The organism is Pacificibacter sp. AS14, from assembly GCF_038899935.1.
Lineage (GTDB): Bacteria > Pseudomonadota > Alphaproteobacteria > Rhodobacterales > Rhodobacteraceae > Celeribacter.
The window spans coordinates 97,971-110,400 of the sequence record NZ_JBBMQI010000011.1 but is presented as its reverse complement, the minus strand read 5'-3'; the positions used below and the strand labels follow the sequence as shown (position 1 = coordinate 110,400).

Here is a 12,430-nt window from a genome sequence, read left to right as displayed (position 1 = left end):
AACCATAGGCACTTTGCCTGGGTTCTCCATACGGTGCACGCAGCCCAAAGGCAGATAGACCGATTGGTTTTCTGTCATGAGACACAACTTGTCGTCCACTGTCATCTCTACCCTACCTTCAATCACAATCCAATCTGCCGAGCAGTGAAAATGGATTTTTAAAAGACCGCGATCAGCAAGTCATAGCAATGGACGGATCAAAAATAGACAGGTTCAAAACCTCCATAGACAAATGCTCTTTCAGGGAGCATTTGTCAGAACGCACCCTGCATGATCTGATCACTTACCTTTGCGTTGGATGACCACAGCGAAGGTTTTCCAAAGCAACGTAATGTCTGTCAAAAAGGACATTTCTTTGTAGTAGGCTTCGTCATACTCAACGCGTTCAATAAATGTAGATTCATTGCGCGTCGAAACTTGCCAAGCTCCAGAAATACCAGGGTTCATCTTAAAATATGCTTCGCCACCGGCGTTCAAATACAATGCACTTTGACTTGGAAGAAATGGGCGCGGACCAAAATAGCTCATATCGCCGAACAAAACGTTTAAAAACTGTGGAAGTTCATCAAGGCTTGTCTTGCGCAAAATGTTACCAATTTTGGTGATGCGCGGATCCTTATCAAGTTTTTGATAAAGCTCCCATTCTTTTCGAATTTCTGGGTCGATGCGACACATTTCGAGCAAGTATTCTTCAGCATCAACACGCATGGTACGCAACTTCAGACACTTAAAGTGCCGTCCATTCTTGCCGACACGTGTTTGGCTAAAAAATGCCGATCCGCCATCTTTGCGAATCAGAAGACCGATAATCGCAATCACCGGCAGCGCAATAGGCGCCAGCGCGAGGCAAATCAAAATATCGAAAAGACGCTTGCCGAATAAGCGGTAAACTAAGGCCTTACGCGGAGTGGCCTTGCTTCTAACGCTCGGCAGTACTTCTGTTGATGTATGCGTCATTTGATATCTCCTAAACTCACAAAGTCGCCTTGTCTAACATTCACAAAGAAGGATTGCGAACCTAAATTAAGATAGGCCTTAAATTCGCACCACTGTTAGCAAATTATTAACTTATGAAGTGTCTTTTTTTGCGAAACTTTTTTATGATTTACGTTAAGGCACTGAAAAATAACAACAGACAATCATTGCCGACCAACAACTAAAAGGCGAGTCGCTCAATTATTAGGCTCAATTGGAACTTTATCCTTTTATTAAACAAAGTTACCCTCGATTCGTTTTGACTTTATATCGCGCAGAGCGCTCTCTTCAGCTCTGGGAATCCCGCATTGACTGCGCAACTTATAGAAATCCTTAATACTTTTCGCCTAACCGACACGGACCTCAGCAAAATGCGCAGCGGCCCTAGATCACTTAATGCGTTTTCGATAAGTTCTATACAACTGCGCAGGCAGCCCCCAGAATAAAGTCAGATTTGATGAAGAGCGTTTCCCCGTCTCCCCCTAATCTGCGCGCAGTTTCAAACTCTTAAGGCCGCGAAAAATACATCACCCCCTGCAGATTTTGACACGCGACGCATGTTGCTAGATCGCTTAGAGGCTTTCCTCACGGATTTCGCGTCACAGTTGATTGCTGCAATGCAAACCGATTCCACCTATCGCAGTCGCGAAGAATGTTTGTCGCTCGATTTGGGCACGTCGATAAGCAATGTGCGATACCAAAAACGTCACCTGAAATATTGGATGCGAAAGCGTTACGTGCTTACACCTTTTACCTTGTAGCTTACCTTCTCGCCGGCGCGCGCCCATATATAGGCGCAACCACGCGGCGTTGTTGGCGCTATTTCGACGCCGAGGTTGTTCAAGTGGTTTTGGGCGACACAGAGGTGGCCGCCGCGTTTTCGAACCTGCCCTTTGATCATTTACTTTTCACCGACTCCACCGCCGTGGGGCGCAAAGTGGCCATGGCTGCGGCGCAAAATCTGACGCTCGTGACTTTAGAACTGGGGGGGCAAATCCCCAACCGTGGTCATGCCATCTGCAGATTTGGATCGGGCCGCGCGCCGGATCATCTGGGGCATTACAGCCAATCCGGGGCAAGTTTGCGTGGCCCCCGATTATGCCTTGGTGCCGCGTGCTCAGATGGAAACCTTCGTGACAATCAGCGCAAGTACGCGCCTGCACTGGTGATTGATCCGCCGCTGGATTGCGCGATTATGAGAGACGAAATCTTTGGGCCAGTTTTGCCAATCCTTCCTTATGACACGGCGGAACAGGCACTGAGTTTCGTGAACGAGCGAGACCGCCCGCTGGCGCTTTATGTCTTTGCCCAAGACAAAAGCGAACAAGACCTTTGGCTTGAGCGCTCGATGTCCGGCGGGGTGACAGTGAATGACACCGTGATCCATGTGGCTGTGGACAGCCTTCTCTTTGGCGGCGTTGGCGCGTCAGGCTATGGCGTCTATCACGGCAAGGCGGGTTTCGAGACCTTCAGCCATATGAAACCCGTGCTGCGCCAAGCCAAATGGAACGCTATGAGCCTGACAGAGCCGCCTATGACGGGGGTGAAAAAACGATTGATGAAACTGGTCCGTAAACTGATGTGATATTATGTCGACTGAAGGCGTTTATTCGCTCTGCGGACAAAAAATCCCAGCCGCACCTCTGCCGCTTCCCGGTGCAGGTGCGCGGCTTTCACATCATACCGAAATAAAAAGTGCACCCGCATGCGACGGAAATGCAAGCGCGCGCCGTTCACTAGAGTACGATCGTTTCAACAATCTCTCACCAGACTGGTCGCTTTTGGCATATTTTCGACCCGATTGCCGACTTATACGGCATCACTGCCAACACGCAGCTGCTCCCTCGGGTTTTCTGCATCTTGAAGCGATTTGGCGGCACAGTTTTGTGACGATTTAAATGGTACGCGCAACCACGCGCTATGAAAGTATGATCAAATGAATAGACTAAAGACCACAACGACTGCTGCTGCGATATTGGTATCGCTGGCTTCTCAATCTGTTGCACAAACACAAAGCAGACCAGAAAGCGCGCCCCGTGCAAACAACGGCGTGCAGTGCGGCGCACAGAGCAAATCGCAGAACTGCGTAAAGAGGAGCGCTGCAAGTGTTCTCCCGATTCTCCAAATACAAACAGATCTCCAACGTCATTGCAAAGGTCTGCCCGCGGGTTTCGCGGACGGTGTTTGGGGCCCTTTCACGCAGCAGACTTTTGTTCGCTTCCAGCGGGCTTACGGTCTTGTGCCAGATGGTGTGTATGGGCCCGCAAGCGCCCAAGCCCTTGCGGGCAGCCCAAATGGTCGCTGCTAGTTAGACTTACGACACCGCAGAACTGGGCGCGCAATCGACATGCGCGGCATTGCATAAACGAAACGCAAAAGGCCGCCCTCATGAGGCGGCCTTTTATGTGGTTTTTAAAAGGTTTACGTGTTGAACAAGAAGTGCATCACATCGCCGTCTTTGACGATATAGCCCTTGCCCTCGGCGCGCATTTTGCCGGTTTCTTTGGATTTAGTTTCGCCTTTGCATTCGATGTAATCATCATAGGCAATGGTCTCTGCACGGATAAAGCCGCGTTCGAAATCACCGTGAATAACCCCAGCCGCCGCCGGTGCGCTTGTGCCCGCTGGGATTGTCCAAGCGCGCGCTTCTTTTGGGCCGACTGTAAAGTAGGTTTCCAATTTCAACAGCTCGTAACCTTCGCGGATCAGGCGGTCAAGACCGGCCTCTTCCAAGCCCATCTCGCCCAAAAACATCTCGGCTTCCTCGGCATCAAGCTGGGAAATTTCTTCTTCGATCTTGGCGGAAATCACCACAGCGCCCGCACCTTGTGCAGCGGCCATTTCAGCAACAGCCGCAGAATGCGCGTTGCCTTTTGAGGCGTTTTCTTCTTCGACGTTACACACATACAAGATCGGCTTTTGCGACAAAAGCTGCAGCAAACGCCACGCTTTTGCATCGTCTTCGTCGACTTCGACGGTGCGCGCTGGTTTGTCGTTTTCAATCGCGTCTTGAGCGGCAGCCAAAAGACGCTCTTGTTGGATCGCGTCTTTGTCGTTGCCTTTGATTTTACGCACGAGACCGGAACGGCGTTTGATGATGCTTTCCAAGTCAGCCAGCATCAATTCGGTTTCGATCACGGAGGCATCATCAACGGGATCAACCCGGCCTTCAACGTGGGTCACATCGCCATCTTCAAAACAGCGCACCACATGGGCAATCGCGTCACATTCGCGGATGTTGGCCAAAAACTGATTGCCAAGGCCTTCGCCTTTGGACGCGCCTTTGACCAGACCCGCGATATCGACAAATGTCATGCGTGTTGGGATGATCTGCTTAGAGCCTGCGATATCTGCCAAAGCGTCAAGGCGCGCGTCTGGCACGGCCACCTCGCCCACATTGGGCTCAATGGTACAAAACGGAAAGTTCGCGGCCTGCGCGGCAGCGGTCTTCGTCAAAGCGTTAAAAAGCGTCGACTTGCCTACGTTTGGCAGTCCAACGATACCCATCTTAAAACCCATGTCGCGTCCTTTTCCGTGTCGATTCCACGCGTGTCTATGCGGCAATTCGCAATCGCGCAAGACCAACAGGCACGCTTGCCCATTGCACTTGGGCCAAAGATCGGCGAAACCTGAGCGCAAACGCAGAACGGAGCCTGATATGACACGGATCGACGATAAATTTGCCGCGCTGAAAGCCGCAGGGAAAAAAGCCTTCGTGGCCTATGTTATGGCGGGCGATCCCGACGAGGAAAAAGCGCTCGACATCATCAAGGCGCTGCCTGCTGCTGGTGTCGATATTATCGAACTGGGCATACCGTTCACTGATCCGATGGCCGATGGATCTACTATCCAACTTGCAGGCCAACGTGCGCTTGCTGCGGGTATGACCTTGCAAAAGACGCTGGATATGGCTGCAGCTTTTCGCGCATTTGACGATACGACACCGATTGTGATGATGGGCTATTACAACCCGATCTATTCGCGTGGCGTGGATAAGTTTTTGGTCGATGCAAAAGCGGCGGGCGTTGACGGCTTGATCGTTGTCGATCTGCCCCCTGAAGAAGACGACGAACTGTGCATTCCGGCGCAAGCTGCAGGTCTGAACTTTATTCGCCTTGCGACACCGACCACAGACGCGAAACGCTTGCCCAAGGTTTTGACCAACACCTCTGGCTTTGTATACTATGTGTCTGTGAACGGCGTGACCGGTGCGGCAGAAGCTTCTGGCGACAGTGTTGGGCCTGAAGTTGCGCGAATCAAATCGCACACGGATCTGCCCGTTATCGTTGGCTTTGGTGTGAACACACCAGAGAAAGCGCGTGAGATCGCATCGATTGCAGATGGTACTGTAGTTGGCTCTGCGATTGTGAACCAAATCGCGCAAGGCAAATCTGTTGAAGAGGTCGCTGCTTTTGTGAAGACTTTGGCCGATGGCGCACATAGCGCCTAAGCACACAGACAGACATATATCTATTCAAAGGGGGCCTCGCGGCTCCCTTTTTTTCATCGCCAGACTAAAGTTGGCCCTTTAAAAAATGCTCGGCCTGTTCCAGAGCATTGAACGACGGAGCATAAAACTGGCCAAAATGCGCAAAGCCATGGGGCACATCTTTGACCTGCGTGTAAGTGTATGGCACGCCCGCTTGCGCCAGTGCCCCTGCCAACCATGCGGAGTCTGAGGCCAAACAATCCAACTCGGCTTCACACAAGTATGCTGGCGGCAGATCGTGCAAGGCAGCTTTGGTCAAATCGCCATACTTGGGATCATTGTGATCGCCAAGATACCAATCCCACATGCGTGCCATGGCATCAGTCGTCAGCCCATGATCGCCTGCGCCAAAGGATTTGTGCGACGGAGTGTCAAACAGGCGCCGGTAACAGCCATACCACAACAACATGGCAGAAATCACATCGCCGCGCCCGTCGTCGCGCAGACGCAAAGCCGCAGCCAAAGCCAGATTGGCCCCTGCACTGTCGCCAGCCAAAATGATCTTGGCATTGGGTTTGGCCGCGATTGTATCATCGATCAATTGCATCAAATGATCCAAACCCGCTGGATATGGGTTTTCAGGCGCAAGCGGATATTCAGGCCCCAAGACCTCATAACCCGTCAGCGCCGCCAAATCCGTCATAAGGCCACCATGGGTGACCGTATCACCCGTCACCCACCCCCCGCCATGGGCGTAAATGATGATCGCAGACCGATCCGCAGGTTTGGGCACAAACCGGCGCAAAACGCCAAGATCCATCACCTCAACCTGATCCGCCATACGCCCGACAAGCCCTGTGCGTGCTTTACGGGCAGCTTGGCGGATCATCGGCATATCTTCTTTGACCTCGCCCACAAGGTTCGGGGCAGAAAAGCGCTGTGATATTTCAAGCAAAGCAGGATCGGGGCGTTTGGGACTTGGGCCAGTCATCTGAATGTCTCCTTTAAGAAATAGTTTTTGCCACAGGCACACCGCGACGCAAGCGAAATCGGCCTGTGTCAAAACGAGTTTCTCTTGCTGCGCGGAGCAAAAACCACTACCTGAGCCCTTCATATATTTTTTGAGTACAGCCGCGAGACCACTGATGATCCAGACACCATATTACCTCATCGACAAAGCCCGTCTTTTGCCAAATATGGAAAAGATCGCGCGGCTACGTGAGCTGTCTGGGGCGAAAGCCTTGTTGGCGCTCAAATGTTTTGCCAGCTGGCCGGTGTTTGATTTCATGTCCGACTATATGGATGGCACGACATCGTCATCATTGTATGAGGTTAAATTGGGTCGTGAAAAGTTTGGGCCCACCAAAGGCAAAGAGACCCACGCCTATTCTGTTGCTTGGGCGGATCATGAAATTGACGAAGTTCTGAACGTCTCTGACAAAGTGATTTTCAACACCGCAGCGCAGCTTTTGCGTTTTGAAGGCCAGTCCCGCGACCACACACGTGGCCTGCGCGTCAATCCAGGTGTGTCGACATCCGATTTTGATCTGGCCGACCCTGCGCGGCCCTTCTCGCGGTTGGGCGAACACACTGTCGAGGGCATCGCTCCTGTCGCAGATTTGATCTCGGGCTTTATGTTTCACAACAACTGTGAGAACGACGATTTTGATCGCTTCGATGAAATGCTGGGCCATATCGAAGATCGCTTTGGCGCGTTGATTAAGCAAATGAAATGGGTCTCTCTGGGTGGCGGTATTCATTTCACTGGCGATGACTATCCTTTGGCGCGCTTTGCCGAGCGCCTCAAACGTTTCGCTGGCGAGAACGAAGTGCAAGTCTATCTGGAACCTGGCGAGGCGGCGATCACCGGATCGACCACATTGGAAGTCTCGGTGCTTGACACCCTGCACAACGGCAAAAACTTGGCCATCGTCGACAGCTCCATCGAGGCGCATATGCTGGACCTCTTGATCTATCGCGAAACTGCAAAGATCAGCCCCGACACCGGTGCGTATGATTGGATGGTCTGCGGAAAATCTTGCTTGGCAGGGGATATTTTTGGCGAATTTAAGTTCGAAAAACCACTTCAAACCGGTGACCGTCTGTCCTTTCAGGACGCAGGCGGCTACACAATGGTCAAGAAGAACTGGTTTAATGGCGTCAGAATGCCTGCCATCGCCGTGCGCGAACTGGACGGCTCGGTCAATCTTGTGCGCGATTTTGACTATTCCGATTTCGTTGCGGCACTGGGGTAACCCGGCTTCCGCTCACTCACCCAACCCACCAAAGGGGGTCTTTTGAATTGACTAAGAACGTACTCATCATCGGCGCTGGCGGCGTCGCTCAGGTCGTCTTGCACAAATGTGCACAAAACAACGATGTGTTTGGCGAAATTCACATCGCCAGCCGCACGCTTTCCAAATGCGAAAGCTTGCTTGAGACTGTCGCAGAGAAAAACGCGATGAAACAAGAGGGCGTTCTTGCGGCGCACCAAGTCGATGCGATGGACACAATCGCAGTTGCCGCCCTGATTAGTAAAGTCGACGCGCAAATCGTGATCAACGTGGGCTCTGCCTTCGTCAACATGACGGTTCTGGACGCTTGTATCGAAACGGGTGCTGCCTATATCGACACGGCCATTCATGAAGATCCGAAAAAGATCTGCGAAACACCGCCTTGGTACGCCAATTATGAATGGAAAAAGCGCGATCTATGCGCCGAGAAGGGCATCACCGCCATCTTGGGCGCAGGCTTTGATCCAGGCGTTGTAAATGCCTTTGCCCGTTTTGCGATTGATGAATTCATGGATGAGGTCACATCGATCGACATCGTCGACATCAACGCAGGCGACCATGGCAAATATTTCGCCACCAACTTTGATCCTGAAATCAACTTCCGTGAATTCACCGGCGTTGTCTATTCATGGCAGCAAGGCGCATGGCAGAGCAATGAAATGTTCGAAGTTGACAAGGTCTGGGACTTGCCTGTTGTCGGCCCCTCACAGGCTTACATGTCTGGCCACGACGAGGTGCACTCGCTGTCGGCCAACTATCCGCAAGCCGATGTGCGGTTTTGGATGGGCTTTGGTGACCACTACATCAACGTCTTTACTGTGTTGAAAAATCTTGGCCTTTTGTCTGAACAGCCAGTCATGACCGCCGAAGGGCAAGAAGTTGTGCCGCTTAAAGTTGTTAAAGCTGTGCTGCCTGATCCGTCTTCATTGGCGCCGAACTACACCGGCAAAACCTGTATCGGCGATTTGGTCAAAGGTACGAAAGACGGCAAAGACGTCGAGGTGTTCGTCTACAACGTAGCAGACCACAAAGAGGCCTATAATGAAACCGGGTCTCAAGGAATTTCGTTCACTGCAGGCGTGCCGCCCGTGGCAGCAGCACTGTTGGTTGCAAGCGGCGCATGGGACGTGAAAACCATGCGCAATGTGGAAGAGCTCGATCCCAAACCGTTTTTCACCATCATGGACCGCATCGGCCTGCCGACACGTGTTCAGATCGGTGGATTGGGTGGAAAAGACCAAGCCTGGAACGCTTAGATCCGCACAAAAAACACTCAAAGGCCCGCACCTCGTGCGGGCCTTTTGCATTTCGGACCTTCCTGTGCGCAACAGAGACACGAAAGATGAGAAATGGGATTGCACGATATAGCCTAAATTGGTAACTGAACATAACCAATTTAGACCAAAAGGACATCTCATGGCCGTAATCACCAACATTGCTGACCTTAAACGTCAACACAAACGACGTACGCCAAAGATGTTCTACGACTACTGCGAAAGCGGGTCTTGGACCGAACAAACCTTTCGCGAGAACACCTCTGACTTTGATCAAATCCGGTTTCGTCAACGCATAGCCGTCGACATGACAGGACGCTCAACCGAGACCAAGATGATCGGCCAAGACGTCGCCATGCCTGTGGCACTTGCCCCTGTTGGGTTGACTGGCATGCAATGCGCTGACGGCGAAATCAAAGCCGCGAAGGCAGCAGAAAAGTTCGGCGTGCCGTTCACTCTGTCCACAATGTCTGTGTGCTCAATCGAAGAAGTCGCCAAACACACAACCAAGCCCTTTTGGTTCCAGCTTTATGTGATGCGCGATCAAGAGTTTTTGGAAGGTATCATCCAGCGCGCCAAAGACGCCAAGTGTTCAGCACTCGTTCTGACGCTCGATTTGCAAATCTTGGGCCAACGCCACAAAGATTTGAAAAATGGACTGTCTGTTCCTTTGCGCCCGACGGTTGGCAATATGTTGGATCTCGCGACCAAATGGCGCTGGGGTATGGGCATGCTTGGCACAAAGAACAAATCCTTTGGCAATATAGTCGGCCATGCGCGCGGCGTCAGCAACATGGGGTCTTTGATGACATGGACGGCCGAGCAATTCGACCCACGTCTCGATTGGGAAAAAATCGCGAAGATCAAAGAAATGTGGGGCGGCAAACTTATCCTCAAAGGCATTATGGAACCCGAGGATGCGCTCAAAGCCGTCGAAGTGGGCGCGGACGCCATCATCGTTTCAAACCACGGTGGCCGTCAGCTCGATGGCGCTTTGTCGTCGATCAAAATGCTGCCAGCGATTATTGACGCCGTAGGCGACCAAATTGAAGTGCATCTCGATAGTGGTATTCGCTCTGGTCAAGACGTGCTCAAAGCCATCGCGATGGGGGCCAAGGGCACCTATATTGGCCGTGCGTTCATCCACGGGCTTGGGGCCAATGGCGAAGCAGGCGTCACAAAAGCGCTCGAAGTGATCCACAAAGAAATGGACCTCACCATGGCGCTGTGCGGACGTAAACATATTGAAAAAATGGATCGCGAGACTGTTCTTGTACCGAAGAACTTTGCGGGTGAGTGGGACTGACACGCCTAAAATTTAAAGTCTCCGCGCCCAACGACAGCTGGGCGCGGAAATCATGCATTATTCTAAAAGGGCAAAATCAACGCCCTTGATTGCTATCCGGCGGCTCGTTTTGATTTAACCATCAACACTGCTGGAATGATCGTCGCGACCAGACCTGCCACGATGACAAAGGCCACGCGTAAACCCCAGTGCTGAGACACAAACCCGATCAGTGCAGGTCCGATAAAGAAGCCCGAAAACCCAAACATCCAAGCGCGCGAAATCGCGATGGCGCGTTGTTCACGGTGTACAAGCTTGCCCAACAACGAATTGGCCGTCGGCACAATCACAGCCATACCTATCGCCGAAATACCGATCCCCAAAAGCGCAATCTCTTGGGTCGGCGCAAGGGCCATCACCAAAGACCCAATCACCCCAAAAACACCAGACCACAGTACAATACGTTCTTCACCAAGTTTTTCAGTGAACACTTGCCCCATCAGGCGGAAAACAAACATCACCAAACCAAGTGTCGTCGGGCCGAAACTGCCATGCCCGACAGCGCCGCCCAGCTCGCGTTCAATGAACAAGGCTGACCAAGATTCGGTTGCGTTTTCTCCCACAAAAGACACGAACAGCATCACAGACACTGTTAGAATAAAGAACCACGGCAATGATGCTGGCACAGCAGCAGCCCCCTCTTCTTTTTGCACAGGCTGCCAGTCTTTTTCCCAAGTTAGCACAGAGGCGAGTAACAGCACCGCGCCCATAAGCGGAAAGACTTGCGCGATTCCCATACCCGATTGGCGCATCCAACCAACGGCAAGTGCAGAGAGACCAAAACACAGCGAAAACATCGCATGATTGACGTTCATCAAATGCAAGCCATGGCGTTCCTCAAGTTCGGACAAACGCATGTTAGAGGTGATGTCAAAGCCAGACACCGCTGCGCCCAAGACCACCATCATGACAAACATAAACGGCAGTGAATGCGCAAATACAGGTAGTTGCGTCAAAAGCGCTAAAATTACAGCCAGCACGGGCAACTGATATTTCCCAAGCGCCAATGCCACCTTTGGTGCCAAAAACATAGCCGCCATACCACCAATCGCTGCCGTCATCAGCGCCCACCCGAGTTGCGCGTCAGAGGCACCAACTTGGGCTTTGAGGTCTGGCACCATAGCCGAAAACGTCCCCCAGTATAAGCCAACAATCCCGAGGCCAAAAAACGGCGCCCGTGACACTTTCACAGCCCTCAGAATAGACATAGTACTCTCCCTAGCGCGGCCTATGATGGGCCTTAAGTCGACGATCGACCACAGGCCCTCAAAGCGCTTTGGTTAAACTATGGCAAAGCGAGAATTCACACAAGACGGCATCGCAGTCTTTGAGTTCACTCTTTGTGACCTTGGATTACAAAAACCTCTTTCAATTATAGGGAATATCGCCTATACGCGCGACTTCACGCGGGTCTACAGCCTTGGAGGAGGCCCGCCCTAAAATATTGGAGATTTATTATGGCTGGTGAGATTCCTGATCTTGTTGCCACGGAACGTACGGGGACAGGCAAGGGCGCCGCTCGTCAAGCACGTCGCGACGGCTTGGTTCCAGGTATCGTTTACGGTGGTGAAGCTGATCCTTTGCCGATCAACATCCCGTTCAACGTTCTTTTGAAACGCCTTAAGCAAGGCCGCTTCTTGTCCACTTTGTTCAACCTCAAAGTTGAAGGCCAAGAAGACGTTCGCGTCATCTGCCGCGGCGTACAGCGCCACGTGGTCAAAGACCTTCCAACGCACGTTGACTTCATGCGCCTTAAGCGCACTTCACTCATCAATCTCTTCATCCCTGTTGAGATCATTGGCGAAGAAGAAGCACCTGGCATGAAAAAGGGCGGCGTTGTTACGCACGTTCGCACAGAGGTCGAGCTTATCGTGACAGCTGGCGACATTCCTGAGAAAATCACTCTGGACGTGTCTACAGGCAACCTCGGTGATGTGTACCACATCTCTGACATCGCGCTTCCTGCAGGCGCGAAATCTGTGATCGATCGTGATTTCGTGATCGCGAACATCACTGCACCAGCTGGTCTGGGGTCTTCTGATGATGAAGATGCGACAGAAGAAGCCGCAGAAGCATAAGCTTTTCCGCTCTTTAGACTGAATTAAAACGCGGG

At 52.0% G+C, this 12,430-nt stretch carries 10 protein-coding genes and 1 pseudogene; 6 read left to right on the top strand and 5 right to left on the bottom strand.

From position 1 onward, the window contains the following. Positions 1-162: pseudogene (locus WNY38_RS11980) on the bottom strand (cupin domain-containing protein); the annotation flags it as partial. A gap of 117 nt (positions 163-279) precedes the next feature. Continuing rightward, entirely contained in the window at positions 280-957 is a 678-nt protein-coding gene (locus WNY38_RS11975; RefSeq protein WP_342857570.1) for a sugar transferase, read from the bottom strand. A 670-nt stretch (positions 958-1,627) separates the two neighbouring features. On the opposite strand from WNY38_RS11975, the gene WNY38_RS11970 reads away from it, so the two are divergent. Further along, complete coding sequence (locus WNY38_RS11970; protein WP_342857569.1) at positions 1,628-2,560, top strand: aldehyde dehydrogenase family protein; 933 nt, start codon at positions 1,628-1,630, stop codon at positions 2,558-2,560. 836 nt (positions 2,561-3,396) lie between these two features. Here WNY38_RS11970 and ychF read toward each other — a convergent pair. Further along, entirely contained in the window at positions 3,397-4,494 is a 1,098-nt protein-coding gene (gene ychF / locus WNY38_RS11965) for a redox-regulated ATPase YchF (protein WP_342857568.1), read from the bottom strand. Between the two features lie 139 nt (positions 4,495-4,633). On the opposite strand from ychF, the gene trpA reads away from it, so the two are divergent. After that, the gene (gene trpA, locus WNY38_RS11960) at positions 4,634-5,425 is read left to right on the top strand and encodes a tryptophan synthase subunit alpha (RefSeq protein WP_342857567.1); all 792 of its coding nucleotides are present in this window, start codon (positions 4,634-4,636) and stop codon (positions 5,423-5,425) included. 64 nt (positions 5,426-5,489) lie between these two features. On the opposite strand, the gene WNY38_RS11955 is transcribed toward trpA, so the two are convergent. Then, positions 5,490-6,395 carry an alpha/beta hydrolase fold domain-containing protein gene (locus WNY38_RS11955; protein ID WP_342857566.1) on the bottom strand — a complete coding sequence of 302 codons (906 nt, stop codon included), beginning with the start codon at positions 6,393-6,395 and terminating at the stop codon, positions 5,490-5,492. A 157-nt stretch (positions 6,396-6,552) separates the two neighbouring features. Between WNY38_RS11955 and WNY38_RS11950 the strand changes: the two genes are divergently transcribed. The 3 genes from WNY38_RS11950 (at position 6,553) to WNY38_RS11940 (ending at position 10,278) form a co-directional block, all read left to right on the top strand. Further along, on the top strand, positions 6,553-7,659 hold the full coding sequence (locus tag WNY38_RS11950) for a carboxynorspermidine decarboxylase (protein WP_342857574.1): 1,107 nt from the start codon (positions 6,553-6,555) through the stop codon (positions 7,657-7,659). A 47-nt stretch (positions 7,660-7,706) separates the two neighbouring features. Then, a complete protein-coding gene (locus WNY38_RS11945) occupies positions 7,707-8,954 on the top strand; it encodes a saccharopine dehydrogenase family protein (RefSeq protein WP_342857565.1) in 1,248 nt (415 codons plus the stop codon). A gap of 160 nt (positions 8,955-9,114) precedes the next feature. Continuing rightward, positions 9,115-10,278, top strand: coding sequence for an alpha-hydroxy acid oxidase (locus tag WNY38_RS11940; protein ID WP_342857564.1), 1,164 nt, complete (start codon positions 9,115-9,117; stop codon positions 10,276-10,278). A 92-nt stretch (positions 10,279-10,370) separates the two neighbouring features. Here the strand turns inward: WNY38_RS11940 and WNY38_RS11935 are convergent, their stop codons facing one another. Continuing rightward, positions 10,371-11,525: an MFS transporter gene (locus WNY38_RS11935; protein ID WP_342857563.1), complete on the bottom strand. Its 1,155-nt coding sequence runs from the start codon at positions 11,523-11,525 to the stop codon at positions 10,371-10,373. Positions 11,526-11,774: 249 nt separating this feature from the next. On the opposite strand from WNY38_RS11935, the gene WNY38_RS11930 reads away from it, so the two are divergent. After that, the gene (locus WNY38_RS11930; protein WP_342857562.1) at positions 11,775-12,395 is read left to right on the top strand and encodes a 50S ribosomal protein L25/general stress protein Ctc; all 621 of its coding nucleotides are present in this window, start codon (positions 11,775-11,777) and stop codon (positions 12,393-12,395) included. Positions 12,396-12,430 lie beyond the last annotated feature (35 nt).